Raw genomic sequence first — 17,806 nt, forward strand, 5'->3', positions numbered from 1 at the left:
ATGGGCGGGGTGCTCGGTCTGCTGATCACCGCCATCGCCCCTGGTGAGGAGGGTAATCGCCCGCTGGTAGGTGGGGCGGCAGCGGTAGCGCTGGTGCTCGGCCTGACGCTGCTCGCCTGGGGGCCGCGACTGCCGCATTCGATCCACCACGTCTACGTCGCGATCGCGACGGTGCTGGTGACGATCGCGGTGCACTCGTTCCCCAACACGGTGGGCGCGATCAGTCTCGCGGCGTTCTACGTGTTCATCGCCTGCGACGCGGCGCTGTTCTTCGCCTGGTCGCAGGCCGCCGCCCATATCGCCTTCGCTTTGGCGCTGTGCCTATGGGTGCTGCCGGCGCGGCCGGTGAGTCCCGGGCTGCCGTGGTGGTCCGGCCTGATCCCGGCCGGGGTGACCTTCGGCGTGGGCGTGGTGGTCGGGATCCTGACCAGGATGGCGTCCGAAGCCGACATCGACGTGCTCACCGGTCTGCTCAACCGGCGCGGGTTCGACCGGGCATTGAACACCGCGATCCAGCAGGCCACCAGGTCCGGGCACGGCCTCGCGCTGGTCTTGGTCGACCTCGACCGCTTCCAGAAGATCAACGACCATCTCGGGCACCGCGCCGGTGATGCCGTCCTCCAGCGGGTGGCCGACACCTGGTCGAAACTGCTGACTCCCGAGCAGCGCCTGGCCCGCTACGGCGGCGACGCGTTCGCCTTGCTGCTGCCGAACACCACCGAACAGGCCGCGATCCTGCTCACCGAACAGCTGCGCGCGGCGGTGACCACCGGCTGTTCGGCCGGTGTGACCTCCTGGCAGCCGGGCGAGTCCGGGTCGCTGCTGGTCAGCCGCGCCGACGTCGGTCTGTACCGGGCCAAGCAGGCCGGGCGCAACCGGACGGTGCTGGAGTCTTCCCGGCAGCTGCCGCTGGCGGTGGAACTGCGCGAGGCGATCGACCGCGGCGCCCTGGACGTGCACTACCAGCCGATCGTCAGCCTGACCGAAGGCGGCGGCAAGGCGGTCGGCGTGGAGGCGTTGCTGCGCTGGTCGTCCAGCGCGCAGCCGGACGTCACCACCGAGGGCTTGATCCGCGTCGCCGAGGAGTACGACCTCATCGCCGATCTGGACGAGCTGGTGCTGCGCCGGGCTTGCGCCGACGCCGCGCGGTTGCAGGAGACCTTCGCGCAATTGGATCTGACGCTGAACGTGAACGTCAGCGGGTTGGAGCTGGCCGAGGCCGGCTACGCCGACCGGGTGGCGGGCATCCTCGCCTCCACCGGATGGCCCGCCGATCAGCTGGTGCTCGAGGTGACCGAGAGCGAGCTGGCCGCCGAATCGCAGACCGCGATCGAGAATCTGCACCTCCTGCGCGACCGGGGCGTGCGCATCGCCATCGACGATTTCGGCACCGGCTACTCCTCGCTCAGCCGACTCGCCACCCTGCCCAGTGACATCCTCAAGGTCGATCAGTCGTTCGTCGCCGCGATCCGCTCCGACTCGCCCGCGCCGCCCTTGCTCGGCGTGATCGCCGCCCTGTCCAACGCGCTGGACCTGCAGGTCATCGCCGAGGGTGTGGAGACCGAGTACCAAGCCGCCGTGCTCACCGAACTCGGCTTCGCGCTCGCGCAGGGTTATCACTACAGCGACTCGCACCCGGTGTCGGAGCTGATCAGTGACCTCAACGAGAACAAGGGCCGGATCGGATCCGGCGTCGCCGACGGGGAACTGGGTGACGGAGACTCGGTGGCCGCCAACGGCTGGGTACCGCTGCCGTAATTCGCTTGACCGCGCGGGCCCACGGTGCGCATGCTGATCGACATGCGGTTGCTCGTCTACGCCTATTGATTCGCCGAATCGCTGCGCCCTTCCCGGGCGGATAGCACACGTACCATCGGCCTGCGCTCGCTGACGGTTCGGGCGGTGCTCTTCAAGAGCATCGGTGAACTGATTCCGCTGTACGCGCTGTACGCCCTGCTGTTCGCCGACCATGGCCTGAGCACGGGGCAGATCTCTTCGCTGTTCGCGCTCTGGTCGGCGACGTCGTTCCTGCTCGAGGTGCCCTCCGGTGCTTGGGCCGACACGGTCTCGCGGCGCGGGCTGCTCGTCCTCAGCGGTGCGTTGCTGACGGCAGGCTTCGCACTGTGGACGGCGGCGCCCTCGTTCGCGGGTTTCGCCGCCGGATTCGTGCTGTGGGGAACCTCGGGGGCGCTGGCTTCCGGCACCTTCGAGGCGCTGCTGTACGACGACCTCGCCGCCCGGGGCGAATCGTCGGCCTACCCGCGCATCCTCGGTTACACCCGGGCCGGCGCGGAAGTCGCCGTCGTCATCGCGATCGTCGCGGCGACGCCCCTGTATCTCTACGGCGGCTACGCCCTGGTCGGTTGGGCCAGCGTCGCGGTCGCGGCCGTGCACACACTGATCGCGCTGGCGCTGCCCACCGCGCCCAAGGCGGTGTCCGCAGTGCATGTGGACGACCTGGAAGAGGAAGAGTCGGTCGTTCCCGCGCGCGTGTCGATGTCGGCCGATGACGTGGGCAACTCCGGCCCGGTCGGGGCGTGGGCTCCCGGCGCGGAGGCGGACGGACGTGGTTCCGTGGCGGTATCCAACGGGTGGGACGGGATACGGCCGAACGATCCGGCGCTCACGAGCGATCACGACGACGGCGGTCGGATGCCGCGCGCCGTCGGGGCACCGCCTACCGCTGATTTCGCCGCTGCCCGTGCCCACGTTGCCGGGGAGGCTTCTGTGGATCGCATGCCCGAGCGAACCGGGGTCGAACAGATTGCGCGACATCCCGGCCCGTTCGCGCGCTACCTCGCCATGTTGAAGGCCGGTGTGGGCGAAGCGGTTCGGGTACCGGTCGTGCGCTACGGCGTGCTGCTGGAGGCGCTGCTGTTCGGGATCACGGCGTTCGACGAGTATTTCGCCCTGCTCGCGGAGGAATCGGGGGTCTCGACAGCCGTGGTGCCACTGCTGGTCGGTCTGACCGTGCTCGGTTCACTGACCGGTTCGGTGCTGGCGGGGCGCACCGAGGGGATGTCGGGCCGGACGATGTCGATCGCGGTGGCCGCCGCCGGCGTGCTGTTTCTCGGCGGCGCGCTGATCGCCGGTCTCGCGACCGGCCGTCCGGACGCGGTCTACCTGCTCACCGGCCTCGGTTTCGGTTCGATCGGCGTCTCCTACGGCATCGTCTACAACGCGGGAATCGTCGCGGCCGCCCGCCTCCAGGACGCCATCGAAGGCCCCGCCCGAGCCACCGTGACCTCGGTCTCCGGACTGCTCGGCGAGGTGTTCGCCCTGGCGGTCTTCGGCTTCGCCGCGCTGGTCGCCCTCCACGCCTCCATCTCCACCCTCCTGGCCCTCCTGGGCGCGTCCCTCCTCGCCATCGCCACCCTCACCCCCCGCTGGCTCCCATCCCGCGCCGCCTGACGCGCAACCATGTGCCGCTCGCGACGGTTGGGTAGCGTGCGGGAGTGCGGTTGGGGCTGGTGTTCGGGTTCGGGATCGGTGCCGGGGTGGCGGTGCAGGGGCGGATCAACGGTGCGCTGGGGGCGCGGCTGGCGGATGGGATCGCCGCGGCGACGATCAGTTTCGGGGTGGGGCTGGTTGTGCTCGCGGCGGCGTTCGCGGTCAGTGGGCGGTTGCGGGAGGGCGGGCGACGAGTGCGGCGGGCGTTGTCCGCGGGCGCGCTGCGGCCCTGGCAGTTGCTCGGGGGTCTGTGCGGAGCGTTCTTCGTCGCGTGCCAGGGGCTCACCGTCGCCGCCATCGGCGTTACCGCGTTCACCGTTGCGACCGTCGCCGGGCAGTTGCTCAGCAGCCTGGCGGTCGACCGGCTCGGCCTCGGCCCGAGCGGACGCACGCCGGTCACCGCGGTGCGCCTCGTCGGGGCGACACTCGGCGTGGTCGCCGTGCTGATCGCCGGAGTCGGGCACACCCGCGCCGCCGGTGGTCTGTCCGTGCCCGAGGCGCTGCGCGGCACGCCGACCGTGCTGCTGATCGCGTTGCCCGCGCTGGCCGGCATCGGGCTGGCCTGGCAGCAGGCGGTGAACGGCAAGGTGGGCGCCGTCGGCGGAGCGCTGACGGCGGCGCTGGTGAATTTCGGCGTCGGCTTGGCCGCCCTGCTCGTCATCGAGGGGCTGGTCATCGTGTCTTCCGGCGGCCCGGCCGAATTTCCGGCCGAGCCGTGGCTGTATCTCGGCGGATTCATCGGCGTCGCGTTCATCGCCCTCGCCGCGCTGACCGTCCGCTGGATCGGCGTCCTGCTGCTCGGGCTCACCTCGGTGGCAGGGCAGCTGCTGGCGTCTCTGATTCTCGACGTACTCGCCCCGACCAGCGCGGGACTGTCGATCACCGCCGTCGTCGGCTGTGCGCTGACTCTGGTCGCGGTCGCCGTCGCCGCTCGGTCGCAGTCCTGAGGACACTCGCCGCGCATTCATACGTAAACCGCATAAGTGTGGAATGGTGCGCTCATGCTGATCGAATACGGGGTGTGGGTTGCGCGGCTGGGTCTGGCTGTCGTGTTCGGGTTGTCGGCGTGGGGCAAGCTGGCGGATCGGAGCGCGACGCGGCAGGCGGTGGGGGACTTCGGGGTGCCGCTGCGCTGGGTGCCCGCGGTGGCATGGGCGTTGTCCATCGCGGAGGCGATCATCGCGGTAGCGGTGCTGATTCCCGGGGTTTCCGGCGTGGCCGCGCTGTCGGTGCTGGTTTTGCTCGCTGTGTTCACGGCGGTGATCGCGCGCCTGCTGCGGCGCGGCGAGCACCCTTCCTGTTCCTGCTTCGGCGCCGCGAGCGCCACGCCGATCGGGCCGAAGATCTTGGTGCGCAACGGTCTTTTCGCAGTGCTCGCCGTGCTGGTCGGCATCGGCTCGCAGACCCATCCACGGGTGCCGATGGACCTGCCCGCCGATGACGCGATCGGCTGTGCCGTAGTCGCGGTGCTGGTCGCGGTTTTGATCAGGCTCGCCGGACAGCTTCGGATCCTGCGCCGCCGGGTGGACGAGCAGGCGCTGTCCACGTTGGGCGCGGAGGGCCTGCCGGTCGGCGCGGTGGCGCCGGAGTTCGAACTGCTCGGCCCGGATGGAGCGAAGACCACGCTCGAGGATCTGCTGAGCGCGGCGAAGTCGGTGCTGCTGGTCTTCGTGCACCCCGGGTGCGAACTGTGCGCGGCGCTGGCCCGCGAACTGCCCCGCTGGCGCGCGCGAACCGGTGACGCCCTGGCGATCGTGGCGGTCGGCAACGGTGATGCCGCCGAACAGGCGGCGTGGGGCATCGAGCACGGGTTGGGCGATATTCCCTCGCTGGTGCAGCAGGGCAACGAGGCGGCCTTGCGTTACCGGGTGCGCGGTACGCCTTCCGCCGTGCTGATCGATCCCGACGGGCGCGTCGCCGCGCCGGTGGCCAGGGGCGGGATCGCGATCCGCGAGTTGATCGGCACGGTGCGACCGGCGTCGCGCGAGCCCGCGCGCGACAGGATCCCGGCCGGCGCGGCCCGCTAGTTTCGGGGCGTACCTCTTTTCCTGCCGTCGAGACCGACCGCGGTTCGGTTATCCATCGGTTGGCTAATTTCTAGCTAATTTCTGGCGGTGCGCCGATAGGATCGAGTCGCACCGGTGCGGAATTCGCCATCCATCGACCAGACCCATCGACAGAGGGGAAAGACATGGCGCTCTTCGCATTCACCGACTACTCCGGCAAAGAGTTCATCATCCAGCTGACCAACGAACAGCGGATCGCCGAAGCCCGCCGCATCCTGTCGGGTGACGAGCAGATGTCGGTACACGTCATGGGACGGATCAGGAAGGTTCCGGCTCCCTACAACCCCGGCTGGAGCTTCCATCTGGACCCGGACACCATCACCTTCTTCACCATGGCGATCGAGGTCTGTGACGCCAGCATCATGTACGTCGAGGATCACCTGGACGAAGCGTGCGGCGCGTTCCTGCCGGGCTGCTTCTGGTGTCCGTGGTCGTCGAAGATGACTCGTGAGGTTGCGGACAGGTAATCTCCTGGCAAATGCTTCCGGCCGGCGGAATCGCCGGCCGGAAGTCTGGGGTCAGTCCAGCTTGCGCGAGCGCAGTTCGTGCCCCTTGGACGTCTTGCACCGTCCCGACTCCAGGTCCCACTGCCAGCCGTGCAAGTTGCAGGTGAGCGTGTTGCCCTCCACCACACCGAATTTCGACAGGTCCGCCTTCAGGTGCGGGCAGCGGCGCTGCACCTCCCAGCCGCTGAGCTCGGTGGAGGCGGAATCGTCGTGCGCCTCGGCGAACCAGCCGTCGGCGTAGGCGATCCGCTCGTCGGTGAGGCACTTGAAGAACGTGTAGAGGAATTCGTTGTACCCGCCGATGCGCCAGGCCTGGAAGCGGGTGGACAGGAAGATGGTGTTCACCCAGTCCGGCTCCCGGTCGCGCAGCACCGTGCGCACCAGTTCCGGCGCGATGCGGAAGCCGTAGCGGTAGCGGCCCTCGCCCTCGATCGGCTCGCGTACCGTGCGCTTGGGGAAGTCCAGCACGATGGTTTCCTCCCCGATCACCAGGCCGACCGGGTAGCCGATGCCGTCGCAGATCACATCGCTCTGCGCCATGATCGGCTCGAACAGCTTCTGCAGCGGTTCCAGCAGGGAGCCGTCGCCGCGCTCCCAGGTCGCCTTCTCGGCTTCCAGCACCGGCGCGAGACGCTGGGCCATCCGCTCGATGTACTCGGCCTTGTTGTCGTAGATCTCGGCCGGGTCGCTGGGATGGGTCAGCGTCAGCTGGGCGCCGCGCACGTCGGCGACCGAACCGGGGATCATCAGGATTCCGCCGGCATTGCCGTGGATCTCCATCTGCTCGAGGAACACCTTCTGGTCCGGGAAGATGTTGCCCTCGTCGCCGCGGTCGTCGTTGAGGTAGCGCAGCTCGTCGTCCAGGAACACCGGCGGGCCCGCCGACGGCACCACCCACGTCGCGCCGACCTGCTCGATGTAGCTGCGCGCGCGGTCCATGCCGCGCTGACGCTTCTGCTTGCCGAAATTCGACTTCGTGCGCGCGGGAATGTCGTAGACCATCGGGTACCAGATCGCGCCCGAGTACTGCAGCAAGTGGATGTCGACGTGGCCGAACGCGTCGTGCAGCACGTCCATGTCGACCGGCCGGGCGTCGTTCATGTTGAAGCAGGTGGTCTCGCCGTCGGAGACGACCAGCCCGGAGTCGCCGATCGGGCCGTCGGCCGGGGCGCGCAGCGCGATGATCATGACGTCCAGGTCCCCGCCGGGGCCGGTCACCGTGTGCTTGACCGAGTCCTCGGTCTCGAAGAACTTGTGAAAGCCCAGCTGCTCGAGCTCGCGGCGCAGGTCCGGCACGGGATAGTCGGGCAGCAGGACGGTGGCGTCCTTGTTCACGTGCTCGGTCAGCGTCTTCGCGTCGAAGTGGTCGCGGTGCAGGTGCGAGACGTACAGGAAGTCGCACGCGCCCAGCTCGTCCCAGTCCAGCTGGGTGTTGTCGGGGAACGGGAACCACGAACCGAAATACGCGGGGTTCACCCAGGGATCGCAAAGGATCGACCCGGCCGCGGTGCGGATGTGGAATCCGGCGTGTCCGACGCTGGTGATCTGCACTAGCTGCTCCTCCTGCTGTTTACCAGCCAACCAGGGTAGTAGTTACGGCGAGATGTCGCCGATGCAGTAGCCGTCCGGTCCGGAGCGCAAGGTGAAGGTGCGGGTCTGCGTCACACCGGAGGAGTTGGTCACCGGCACGAGCACCGCGATGTAGTCGGTGTTCACCTGCTCCGACCGGATCTGCTGGTCGGCGAACTCGGTGGCCCCGGTGAGCGCGCCCTGGTTGTTCGCCAGCGGCGCGGGGCTCGGACGCCCGGTGCCTTTGGGGTCCCAGGTCGCCGGGGACGCCTTACAGATCAGAGGGTAGTCGCCTTCCTTGTCGGCGGGGTCGAGCGGAGTGCCGACGAACCGGGACAGGTACCGGCGCACGGTGTGGCGGGCGTCGGCGTCGTCGTAGGCGATCTCCGAGCCCGCCGTGGCGACGCGCGGGCAGGCGTAGCCGGTCGCGAGCTCGGCGCGCCGGACGGCGACCGTGGCGTCGGCGCCCTTCCACACCACGGCGTCCTCGGTCGCAGCGCCGGGCTGGGCCAAGGCGGTGAGGACGGCCTGCTGGTCGGCGTACATGTCGGCCACGTTCTTCGGCGCGACGGTCCAGCACTTGTCCTGCATCTCGGCGAGGGTGTGCGAGCGCAGGTCGGCGGCCCAGCGCTGCAACACGGGGGCGGCGGCGGGTAGTCCGTCGACCGCGCCGACCGGCGGCGCGTCGGGGGGGACCGGCGGCAACGCCGAGGTGCTCGGCGGGGGCGCGGCGGGAATGGCGGCCGGTGGTGTCGTGCGTCCCGCCGCCTGCGGGGCGCTCTCGTCCGGGATGCCGACGACGGAGTCACAACCGGTGAGGGCGAGCGCCGCGATCAGGACTCCGCCGGCCAGCGCACCGCGGGCCGCTCGCCCGCCCGAGGTCCGGTTCCGCTCGTGTGCTGCACCGGGGTCGTACTCGCGCGGTACCGATCGGGCGCGTTCCACTTCGACGATCCTCTTCTCTCAAGGCGTGCGGTCGGGGCTGCTCGTGCGTCCTCGTCGCGGCGCGGCGCGCGGTGGCGGCGCACTGCCGGTGGGGACGAGCAGCGACTACGCTAGCGGACTTGTGGAACCCGTCTACCGGACGATCATCGGCCTCGCCCGTACCGTCTTCTTCATCGAAGGTCTGAAGTTCACCGTCAAGGGCGATGAACACATCCCCGCCCGAGGTGGCGCCGTGCTCGCGGTGAACCACACGGGCTACATGGACTTCACCTACGCGGGCCTGCCGGTGCGCACGCCGAAGCGCTACATCCGGTTCATGGCCAAGAAGGACGTCTTCGACAACAAGATCTCCGGCCCGATCATGCGCGCGCTCAAGCACATCCCGGTGGACCGTTCGGCGGGCGCGGATTCCTATCAGGCCGCCGTGGAGTACTTGCGCCGTGGCGAGTTGGTCGGCGTGTATCCCGAGGCGACGATCAGCCGCAGTTTCGAGATCAAGGAATTCAAGTCCGGCGCGGCGCGCATGGCCATCGAGGCGGAGGTGCCGATCATCCCGATCGTCATCTGGGGCGCGCAGCGGGTCTGGACGAAGGGCTTCCCGAAGCGGCTCGGCCGCACCAACACGCCCATCTCGATCGCGGTCGGCGAGCCGATCCAGCCGTTCGAGCCCGCCGCCGAGCTCACCGCCAAGCTGCGTTCGACCATGCAGGAAATGCTGTTGGACCTGCAGAAGGATTACGTGCACGAGCCCGGCGCGTACTGGGTTCCGGCGCGGCTGGGCGGCAGCGCTCCTACCCTGGAAGAGGCGGACGCGATGGATGCCGCCGAAGCGGAGGCCAAGGCCGCGCGGAAGAACGCGGCGGGGTAACGGGAGCTGTGATGGCGCGGGAACCGGTTTACGACATCCTGACCGGCTTGGCCCGCGCCATCTTCTTCGCGCAGGGCTTGCGCATCGATATCCAAGGGCAAGAGCATTTTCCGCGTTCCGGGGGCGCGGTGCTCGCCGTGAACCACACGGCCTACCTCGATTTCATGGAGGTCGGGTTGGTCGGGCGGAAGTCGGGGCGCAACGTCCGGTACATGATGAAGGCCGAACTCGAGCACGGGATCGTCGGCTTTCTCATGAAGCATTGCAAGGCGATCGGCGTGGATCGCACAGCCGGGGCCGAGTCGTATGCCCGCGCGGTGACCGCGTTGCGCGAGGGCGAGGTGGTGGTGGTCTATCCCGAAGCGACGATCAGCCGCAGCTTCGAACTGAAGGAATTCAAATCCGGCGCGGCGCGGATGGCGGTGGAAGCCGATGTCCCGATCGTCCCCATGATCATCTGGGGCGCGCACCGGATCTGGACCAAGGACATCCCGAAGCAACTCGGCCGCCACCGCTTCCCGATCAATATCCGTATCGGCGCACCGATCCCGCCCGGCGAACCGGCCGAGAAACTCACCGCCACCCTGCGCACTCGGATGAGTGAACTGCTGGAACGCGCGCAACGCGACTACCCGATGGTGGAAGGCGCCCGCTGGGTGCCCGCCCGGCTCGGCGGGACCGCCCCGACCCTCGCGGAGGCGGCTGTGCTGGAACGCGAGGAAATGGAGCGGCGGCGGCGCGCGAAGACGCGGTGAACCCGTCGAATTGCGGCACAGGGCGATTCCCCTGTGTGGGAACGACTATGGCGTCGCCGTAGGCGCTTCGGCTCGATGATGGCCGGTATGAGCGCAATCGATGAGCTCGTTCGAACCGGGTGGGCAGGCGCGGATCCAGCCAACGGAAGTCGGTGAAGACGTGCGAGTGCTGTTGACGGCGAGCGGGTCGCGGGGGGACGTCGAGCCGATGTTGGGGCTCGCGCTGTGGTTGCGGGAATCCGGAGCCGACGTGCGAGTGTGCGCGCCACCAGACTGCGCGCCGCGATGCGCCGGCCTCGGCGTGCCGCTGGTGCCACTGGGGCCGCTGAAGACCGGTTCGGGAGCCGGAAGGCCGTCGCGCGACGAGCTGTCGCAGTACGTAACCGACTGGCCCGCGATCCAGTTCGACACGATCTCCACAGCGGCCGCGGGATGTGACGCGGTAGTGGCCTCCGGCGTGACACAGGTTGCGGCCAGGTCCGTCGCCGAGAGGCTCGGCGTCCACTACCAATACGTGAGCTACCAGCCGACCACGCTGCCCTCGCCGCATCATCCGCCGATGCCGCTGCCGGGCGATCGGCCCGCACCGGCCGCGATCGACAACCAGCTGCTGTGGGAAATCGACGCCCACGGTTGGAACGCCCAGTTCGGCCATGCGCTCGACACCGGCCGCGCAGCGCTCGGGCTGCCGCCGGTAGCCGATGTCCGCGACCACGTCATCACCGGGACCCCATGGCTGGCCGCGGACCCGGTGCTGGGGCCATGGCCGCAAGCGCCGGGTCTGGATGTCGTGCAGACCGGCGCCTGGATCGTGCCCGACGAACGCCCATTGCCTGCCGAACTGTCGGCGTTCTTGGACGCGGGCGCACCACCGGTGTACGTGGGGTTCGGCAGTATGCCGATGCGTCCCGGCATCGCCCGGGTGGCGATCGAAGCGATCCGCGCCCACAGCCGCCGTGTGCTCCTTTCGCGTGGCTGGGCCGAGTTGGCGCTGATCGACGACCTTCCCGACTGCATGGCCATCGGCGAGGTCAACCATCAGGCGCTGTTCGCCCGGGTCGCCGCCGTCATCCACCACGGGGGTGCGGGCACGACGACGGCCGCCGCCCGAGCCGCTGCGCCGCAAGTGGTGGTACCCCAGATGATGGACCAGTCGTACTGGGCGCGCCGGGTGGCCGATCTCGGCATCGGCGCGGTATGTGCCGACGCGGATCCCAGCTCGGCGGCCTTGTCTACCGCTCTGGACGTGGCGTTGGCGCCTACCACCCGAGCGCGCGCGAACGAAGTGGCCGGCATGATCCGTTCGGACGGAGCGACGGTGGCCGCGAAACTACTGCTCGACGCGATCGGCTGAGCTGACGCCGCTGCACACCCTGCCGTGTCACGAGGCCCGGTGCGGACCCCGTGACAGGCTGTGGCAGTGCGGGCCGGCATCCGATCAGGCGGCGTCGAGCGCTGCGGTGATCTTGCGGGTCATGTCGGCCAGGACGGGGCTGGGCGCGCCTTTGCGGGTTCCGATGGCTGCGTCGATGGCGACGAGGACGGTGCTGCGGAAGTTGTCGGCCTCGGCCGGATCCTGCTTCTGCAGCAGGTTCATCGCCGCGGTGAGGGCGGGCAGCACGTGGTCGGCGAGTTCGGCGACGTTCTTGCCGTTCAGGGTGATGTCCTTCGACTTCGCGGCGAGTACGTGCCCGACCAGGCCGGTCGCGGACGACAGGGCGATGGAGCCGTGGGTGGCGGCCTTGTGGGGCGAGCCGGTGGCGTCAGCGGCGGCCAGCAGCGAGACAGCGCCGTACGCGGCGGTCCGGATGGTGGCCTTGTCCTGGTCGGTCAGGGTGACGGACATGGTGGTTCTCCTTCGGAATGTGTGGAAATGCGATCCGTGGTCGAATGCGCCGGGGGTTGGTTGTGGGCGAACGGGGCCGCCCAGGCCGGTGGTCGGCCGGTCGGTCAGCGGCTCGGCGATCCCTGCTGCTCGTGGGCCGATGCGGTCTCGCGGACGGCCTGGGCGATGGCGCGGAAATCCTTGCGCAGGAGCGCTCCGTGGTTGCTGGCAACCTTCGCGCTGATGCGGATATCAGGGTTGCGGTCGCATACCGCGTCGAGGCCGGCGCGGATCCGTTCCTGCTCGTCACCGCGGCTTCCGAACGATGTCCCGGAAGCGACCACATACCGCACCGGCACGCTGATCTCGTCCAGCACGGGACCCAGCTCCCGTTCGCGGGAGAGCCTGCCGAGTTCGATATTGCTTTCGGCCATCTGTTCGGCGGTCATCCGCGGGGTCAGGCCGGTCGGGCGCAGCAGCGGCATGACCCAGCTCAGCCGCTTGAACAGCTTGCGGATCCGCTGCTCCATGGCATGGTCGAGCCAGTCGTACGGGAACGCGCCGTCGACCAGCACCGCACCGATGGCACGGTCCGGGTTCCGGGCGGCCCAGTGCGCCGCGACGACCGCCCCGTAGGACCAGCCGACCAGCAACGCCCGGTCCACGTCACGCGCGGCCAGGACGGCATCGACATCCCGGACCGCGGCCTCGAAGGAATAGTCCGCCGAACGCCGCGATTTGCCGCGAGCTCGCTCGTCGAAGGTGATGTGCCGGTATTCCGGGCCGAGCTCGGCGATGACCCGCCGCCAGTACCCCTGAGTGGCGAACTGGCCATTGCAGTAGACCACGGGGATGCCGCGCCCGCCGGTGTCGGTGACGGCCAGGGCCGTATCGTCGACCGGCACCATGCCGGTCCACTTCGAAGCGGTGGAGGAGGTGCTGTTGTTCGTCATGAGAACCACTGTCGGCGTCCGGCCTGACACCACGCTGACACTCGCCTGATACGGCCACTGACACCGTGCGTTCCCTGCATGATCGGCCCGATCGGTTGATATCCGGCTTACGAAGGGATTTCACGGCGGCGAAGCTCGGCAGCCCGCCCCAGCGCGGGCGATGGTCGGCACTTCGCGACCACCGCCCCGCAGGCGTCAGTACGCTCCCTCACCTCGCGCCACGACACCGACCGTGCGCGCGATCAGCCGCAGGTCCATCCTCATGGACACGTTCTCCACGTAGGACAGATCGAGTCGCACCGCGTCCTCGAGCGGAAGGTCCGACCTGCCACTGACTTGCCACAAGCCGGTCAGCCCCGGCTTCACGAGCAGGCGTCGGCGCATCATGTGGTCGTAGGTGTCGACTTCCCGCCGCACCTGCGGTCGCGGCCCGACCACGCTCATGTCGCCACGCAGGACGTTGAGGAACTGCGGCAGCTCGTCGAGACTGTACTTGCGCAGGAACCGCCCGACCGGCGTGACCCGGGGGTCGACCTTCATCTTGAAGAAGACCGGATTTCCACCCTGCTGTGCGATCAAGGCTTCGGCATACCGGTCGGCGTCGTCGTACATACTGCGGAACTTGATCATGCGGAAGGGCAGGCCGTATCGGCCGATGCGTTCCGACAGGTAGAAGACCGGGCCGCGGCTGGTGGTCTTCACCGCGATCGCGATCACCAGGAGCACCGGCAGGAGCAGCAGTAGGCACACTGTCGCGAAGCCGATGTCGAAGGCCGTCTTGCTGACCGATCGAGCCCGCTCGTACTGCGGTTCGGCGATGTGCATCATCGGCATCCCCGCGACCTGCCGATTGGTGAGCCGGGATATGGCGATGTCGATTGCCCCTGGCGCCAGCATGAACTCGACGCCGAGCGCGTCGAGTTCCCAAGCGAGCCTGCGCAGCTCGGTCGGCCCGAGATGCCGGGTGGGACCGATGGCGACGGTGTCGGCGTGGGTGTGCAGGACCGCTCGCAGCACAGCGCTGTCGTCACCTACGACCGCCACCGTACCGCCGGCGAAAGCCAGCGGCGCATCGCCTGATTGCCCACCCGGCACGCAGGCGCCCACGACGTCGTAGCCGGCGCCCGGGTCCGCGGCGAACGCCGCGGTCATCGCCGCGGCCGCATCGGCAGTGCCGACCACGAGTACGGCCGAACGATGGCGTCCCCGGCGGCGTTCCCTGGCAAGCTGATGACGCCACCACAGTCGTCCACCGATCACCGCGAGGACGCCGGCCGGAAAGGCGATCGCGAGATAACCTCGGGCGAATTTGATTTCGAGTGCCAGTGACATGAGTGCCAGTACGCCGAACAGGTGCATGGTCGCCGACATCAGCCGCCGGAATTCCTCGACACCGCTGCCGACCAGTTGCGGCGCGCGGCTACCCGCGCTGCCGAGGATCGCGAACCAGCCCATGGCGAGCGCGCCCGATACCACCGTGTAACCGATTCGGTACGGCTGATCCCAGGCCAGCGGCGGAGCGCCACTCCCATTGAAGCGGATCAGCTGCGCACTCCCCACGGCGAGGGAAACGGCGGCGAAATCGGTGATGGCGAGACGACGTACGTACTCCGATCGCCAGGCCTTACGGGTCGAGACGGTAATCGGTGGAGCCACGAAGGATCGTGGGGATTCGGCGGTCCCATTCCATTCCGGGACAGCCTTGGATTTCATCAAGAGAACACCCCTCCTGGGGCAACGGTGGAATTGCTACCTGATCCGGAGATCGTCTTTCCCGGCAGCGTCCCGACCGCCTCTACCGAGCGCTTCATCGGCACTTGATCGGCAAGTGTCACAACGTCTCTCGCCGATCAGAACGTTTGCGCGAAGCAGCGCGATCGGGATGTTAACTGATCCAGATCTCCTCGGCGACCGATCTCGATACGCATCGGGAATAACACCATGAAGGTGAATATGGAATGTGCTCTATATCACAGTTTGTAACGCTTATCTGTAATCCAGCCGATATTGCCGTCGGTACGCTGACGGTCGCGACAGTGCGGCCCGTACCACGAATGACGTTCTCGTCGCGCGCATCTCGTGATACGCCGGGCAGCTACCGCTTCCGTGCGCCGCGACAGGCGTTCCGACGGGGCCGGGACGTTTCGAGCAAAGGATCGGATCTGTGCGCTGTCGACTCTGTGACTCCGGCAGACTGTCCAGCGTTCTGGATCTCGGCGCCACACCGCCGTGCGAATCCTTCCTCACCGCCGCCCAGCTCGACCTGCCCGAGCCGACCTACCCGTTGCATTTGCGGGTGTGCGTCGACTGCCTGCTGCTGCAGATTCCGGCGCTGATCACACCGGAAGAGACCTTCACCGAATACGCCTACTTCTCCTCCTACTCCGACAGCTGGGTCCGCCACGCGGGTGAGTTCGTCGACACCGCGGCCGACCGGCTGGGGCTGGGCAGGGACTCCTTCGTGGTGGAGGTCGCCAGCAACGACGGCTACCTGCTCCGCCACGTCGTCGACCGCGACATCCGATGCCTGGGCATCGAGCCCTCGGTCAACGTCGGAACAGCGGCTCGCGAGTCGGGCGTACCTACCGAAACCGCCTTCCTCGACGAGGATTCGGCTCGCCGGATCCGTGCCGAACACGGCCCCGCGGATCTTGTGGTCGCCAACAACGTCTATGCCCATATCCCGGATCTGCGCGGATTCACCCGTGCGCTACGCGTCCTGCTGGCGGACGACGGCATGCTGACCATCGAGGTGCACCATGCGCTCAACTTGGTCGGGCTCGGCCAGTTCGACACCATCTACCACGAGCATTTCCAGTACTACACCGTGCTTTCGGCACAACGTGCGCTCGCTGTCGCGGGATTGACCGTGGTCGACGTCGATCAGCTGCCGACGCACGGCGGATCGATCCGGCTGTGGGCGCGCCCCGATGCCGCCGTGGCGGCGGTGAGCGACCGGGTGCGGGAAGTGCTCGAACTCGAGCGGTCCGCCGGACTGCACTCGGCGGACGGCTACACATCGCTGCGGCGGCGTGCCGAGTCGGTGCGGCATGAGCTGCTCGGGTTCCTGCTCGACTGCCGACGCCGGCGCCGACGCGTCGTCGGATACGGTGCGCCGGGCAAGGGCAACACACTGCTCAACTATTGCGGGATCCGGCCCGACCTGATCGAGTACACCGTCGACCGCAATCCCTACAAACACGGCAGATTCACGCCGGGAACGCGAATCCCGATCCACCCGCCGTCCCGGCTCGACGCCGATCGTCCGGACGTGGTCGTGGTGCTGCCCTGGAATCTCGAGCACGAGATCACCGCACAGCTCCGGCATGTCGCCGAGTGGGGCGGCCAGCTCGCTTATCCCTTGCCCGAGCTGCACGTGGTCGACCCGGCGTCACCGGCGCCGACCCGGCCGGCCGGAGCCGAGTCGAAAGGAAACCGGCGCCGATGAAAGTCGTCCTGTTCTGCGGTGGCTACGGCATGCGCATGCGCGGCGGCACCGATGACATGGTGCCCAAGCCGATGCAACTCGTCGGCCCCCGCCCGCTGCTCTGGCACGTGATGCGGTACTACGCGCACTACGGTCACAACGAATTCATCCTGTGCCTCGGATACGGCGCCGAGCACATCAAGAATTTTTTCCTCGGCTATCGGGAGTCGGCGTCCAACGACTTCGTGATCCGCAACGGCCGGGTCGAATTGCTCGGCAGCGATATCGACGACTGGACGATCACCTTTGTCGATACCGGCGTGGAGTCGGCCATCGGAGAGCGATTGCGCCGGGTGCGCGAGCACCTCGGCGACGACCAGTACTTCCTGGCCAACTACGCCGACGTCCTCACCGACGCTCCCCTGGACGAGATGATCGCTCAGTTCCACGCTTCAGGGGCGGTGGCATCTCTCATGGTGGTGCCACCGCAATCGTCGTTCCACTGTGTGGACCTCAGCCCCACCGGCGAGGTCAAGGAAATCGTTCCCGTGGCGAATATGCCACTGTGGGAAAACGGCGGCTATTTCGTGCTCGGCCGGGAGATATTCGACCTGCTGCCACCAGGTGGCGATCTGGTGGAAGACGCCTGTGGGACGCTCGCGGGCCAGGGCCGGTTGTTCGGCTACCGCCACGATGGATTCTGGAAACCGGCAGATACTTTCAAGGAGCGCGCCGAACTCGATGCGGCCTACCGCCGCGGACACCGGCCATGGATGGTGTGGGAGCAGTGATCGCTCTGCTTTCCCCGCGGCCGGCCGAGATCGCCCTGCTCGGCGCGCATTGCGATGACATCCCGATCGGCATGGGAGCCACGCTGCTGTCGCTGACCAGCGCCCATCCGGGTATGCGGGTGCGCGCTCTGGTCCTTTCCGGCGCAGGCACCGAGCGCGAGCGGGAAGAACGGGCGGCGCTCACCGCCTTCTGCTCGGGACGGGCACCGGAATTGACGGTGCTCGACGTCCCGGACGGACGCGCACCGGCGCACTGGGATCGGATCAAGACGGCCGTAGCGGAGTTTCGCCGTGCGGGTGAACCGGACCTGGTGTTCGCCCCGCAACCGGGCGACGCGCACCAGGATCACCGCACGCTCGCGGAGTTGGTGCCGACCGAGTTCCGCGACCACCTGATCCTCGGCTACGAGATCCTCAAGGCTGAGGTGGACACACCGGCGCCGACCGTGTTCCACCCGGTCGACGCGGCACTGGTCCAGCGGAAATCCCGCCTGCTGCACCGGTATTACCCGTCGCAGACCGGGCGCGACTGGTTCGACGAAACCGCGTTCCTGGCCACCGCGCGGATCCGCGGCGTGCAGTGCCGCACCGAGTACGCCGAAGCCTTCGTGGTGAACAAGGCCGTGATCTCATGGGAAAAGGAGTGACAAC

Annotated in this window: 16 protein-coding genes; 11 read left to right on the forward strand and 5 right to left on the reverse strand. The window is 68.2% G+C overall.

Annotated features, from left to right (window positions below):
• The 5 genes from QMG86_RS32135 to QMG86_RS32155 all read left to right on the forward strand — a co-directional run bounded on the left by QMG86_RS32135 (window position 1) and on the right by QMG86_RS32155 (window position 5,983).
• Window positions 1–1,758: a putative bifunctional diguanylate cyclase/phosphodiesterase gene (locus QMG86_RS32135; protein WP_281876633.1), complete on the forward strand. Its 1,758-nt coding sequence runs from the start codon at window positions 1–3 to the stop codon at window positions 1,756–1,758.
• 144 nt (window positions 1,759–1,902) lie between these two features.
• A complete protein-coding gene (locus QMG86_RS32140) occupies window positions 1,903–3,411 on the forward strand; it encodes an MFS transporter (RefSeq protein ID WP_434086135.1) in 1,509 nt (502 codons plus the stop codon).
• A gap of 44 nt (window positions 3,412–3,455) precedes the next feature.
• Window positions 3,456–4,397, forward strand: a complete 942-nt coding sequence (locus QMG86_RS32145) for a DMT family transporter (RefSeq protein WP_281876635.1) — start codon at window positions 3,456–3,458, stop codon at window positions 4,395–4,397.
• Window positions 4,398–4,451: 54 nt separating this feature from the next.
• Entirely contained in the window at window positions 4,452–5,477 is a 1,026-nt protein-coding gene (locus tag QMG86_RS32150; RefSeq protein ID WP_281876636.1) for a MauE/DoxX family redox-associated membrane protein, read from the forward strand.
• A 164-nt stretch (window positions 5,478–5,641) separates the two neighbouring features.
• Window positions 5,642–5,983, forward strand: a complete 342-nt coding sequence (locus QMG86_RS32155; RefSeq protein WP_159849085.1) for a BP74-related protein — start codon at window positions 5,642–5,644, stop codon at window positions 5,981–5,983.
• A 51-nt stretch (window positions 5,984–6,034) separates the two neighbouring features.
• On the opposite strand, the gene QMG86_RS32160 is transcribed toward QMG86_RS32155, so the two are convergent.
• Window positions 6,035–7,573 carry a Rieske 2Fe-2S domain-containing protein gene (locus QMG86_RS32160; protein WP_281876637.1) on the reverse strand — a complete coding sequence of 513 codons (1,539 nt, stop codon included), beginning with the start codon at window positions 7,571–7,573 and terminating at the stop codon, window positions 6,035–6,037.
• 42 nt (window positions 7,574–7,615) lie between these two features.
• Window positions 7,616–8,536: a hypothetical protein gene (locus QMG86_RS32165; RefSeq protein ID WP_281876638.1), complete on the reverse strand. Its 921-nt coding sequence runs from the start codon at window positions 8,534–8,536 to the stop codon at window positions 7,616–7,618.
• A gap of 121 nt (window positions 8,537–8,657) precedes the next feature.
• Here QMG86_RS32165 and QMG86_RS32170 point away from each other — a divergent pair, with 121 nt between their 5' ends.
• From QMG86_RS32170 to QMG86_RS32180, 3 genes are all read left to right on the forward strand, one after another.
• Window positions 8,658–9,404, forward strand: coding sequence for a lysophospholipid acyltransferase family protein (locus QMG86_RS32170; RefSeq protein WP_281876639.1), 747 nt, complete (start codon window positions 8,658–8,660; stop codon window positions 9,402–9,404).
• An 11-nt stretch (window positions 9,405–9,415) separates the two neighbouring features.
• On the forward strand, window positions 9,416–10,159 hold the full coding sequence (locus tag QMG86_RS32175; RefSeq protein ID WP_281876640.1) for a lysophospholipid acyltransferase family protein: 744 nt from the start codon (window positions 9,416–9,418) through the stop codon (window positions 10,157–10,159).
• A 160-nt stretch (window positions 10,160–10,319) separates the two neighbouring features.
• Window positions 10,320–11,513 (forward strand): glycosyltransferase, encoded by a 1,194-nt coding sequence (locus tag QMG86_RS32180; RefSeq protein WP_281881235.1) that lies wholly within the window; start codon window positions 10,320–10,322, stop codon window positions 11,511–11,513.
• Window positions 11,514–11,597: 84 nt separating this feature from the next.
• Here the strand turns inward: QMG86_RS32180 and QMG86_RS32185 are convergent, their stop codons facing one another.
• The 3 genes from QMG86_RS32185 to QMG86_RS32195 all read right to left on the reverse strand — a co-directional run bounded on the left by QMG86_RS32185 (window position 11,598) and on the right by QMG86_RS32195 (window position 14,593).
• On the reverse strand, window positions 11,598–12,005 hold the full coding sequence (locus tag QMG86_RS32185) for a hypothetical protein (RefSeq protein ID WP_281876642.1): 408 nt from the start codon (window positions 12,003–12,005) through the stop codon (window positions 11,598–11,600).
• A 104-nt stretch (window positions 12,006–12,109) separates the two neighbouring features.
• Window positions 12,110–12,937 (reverse strand): alpha/beta fold hydrolase, encoded by an 828-nt coding sequence (locus QMG86_RS32190; RefSeq protein ID WP_281876643.1) that lies wholly within the window; start codon window positions 12,935–12,937, stop codon window positions 12,110–12,112.
• 195 nt (window positions 12,938–13,132) lie between these two features.
• Complete coding sequence (locus QMG86_RS32195; RefSeq protein ID WP_281876644.1) at window positions 13,133–14,593, reverse strand: sugar transferase; 1,461 nt, start codon at window positions 14,591–14,593, stop codon at window positions 13,133–13,135.
• A gap of 508 nt (window positions 14,594–15,101) precedes the next feature.
• On the opposite strand from QMG86_RS32195, the gene QMG86_RS32200 reads away from it, so the two are divergent.
• From QMG86_RS32200 to QMG86_RS32210, 3 genes are read left to right on the forward strand one after another with little or no spacing between them, the layout of a single operon-like run.
• Entirely contained in the window at window positions 15,102–16,385 is a 1,284-nt protein-coding gene (locus QMG86_RS32200) for a class I SAM-dependent methyltransferase (RefSeq protein ID WP_281876646.1), read from the forward strand.
• Complete coding sequence (locus tag QMG86_RS32205) at window positions 16,382–17,155, forward strand: sugar phosphate nucleotidyltransferase (protein ID WP_281876648.1); 774 nt, start codon at window positions 16,382–16,384, stop codon at window positions 17,153–17,155. The genes QMG86_RS32200 and QMG86_RS32205 overlap by 4 nt, the downstream gene beginning before the upstream one ends.
• Window positions 17,152–17,802, forward strand: a complete 651-nt coding sequence (locus QMG86_RS32210; RefSeq protein WP_281876649.1) for a PIG-L deacetylase family protein — start codon at window positions 17,152–17,154, stop codon at window positions 17,800–17,802. The genes QMG86_RS32205 and QMG86_RS32210 overlap by 4 nt, the downstream gene beginning before the upstream one ends.
• Window positions 17,803–17,806 lie beyond the last annotated feature (4 nt).

Source organism: Nocardia sputorum (genome assembly GCF_027924405.1).
Taxonomy (GTDB): Bacteria; Actinomycetota; Actinomycetes; order Mycobacteriales; family Mycobacteriaceae; genus Nocardia; species Nocardia sputorum.

Excerpts from the sequence above, each read along its gene's own strand:
- QMG86_RS32135 (WP_281876633.1), top strand. The coding sequence starts at position 1 with ATGGGCGGGGTGCTCGGTCTGCTGATCACCGCCATCGCCCCTGGTGAG.
- QMG86_RS32150 (WP_281876636.1), top strand. The coding sequence starts at position 4,452 with ATGCTGATCGAATACGGGGTGTGGGTTGCGCGGCTGGGTCTGGCTGTC.
- QMG86_RS32155 (WP_159849085.1), top strand. The coding sequence starts at position 5,642 with ATGGCGCTCTTCGCATTCACCGACTACTCCGGCAAAGAGTTCATCATC.
- QMG86_RS32175 (WP_281876640.1), top strand. The coding sequence starts at position 9,416 with ATGGCGCGGGAACCGGTTTACGACATCCTGACCGGCTTGGCCCGCGCC.
- QMG86_RS32185 (WP_281876642.1), bottom strand. The coding sequence starts at position 12,005 with ATGTCCGTCACCCTGACCGACCAGGACAAGGCCACCATCCGGACCGCC.
- QMG86_RS32190 (WP_281876643.1), bottom strand. The coding sequence starts at position 12,937 with ATGACGAACAACAGCACCTCCTCCACCGCTTCGAAGTGGACCGGCATG.
- QMG86_RS32205 (WP_281876648.1), top strand. The coding sequence starts at position 16,382 with ATGAAAGTCGTCCTGTTCTGCGGTGGCTACGGCATGCGCATGCGCGGC.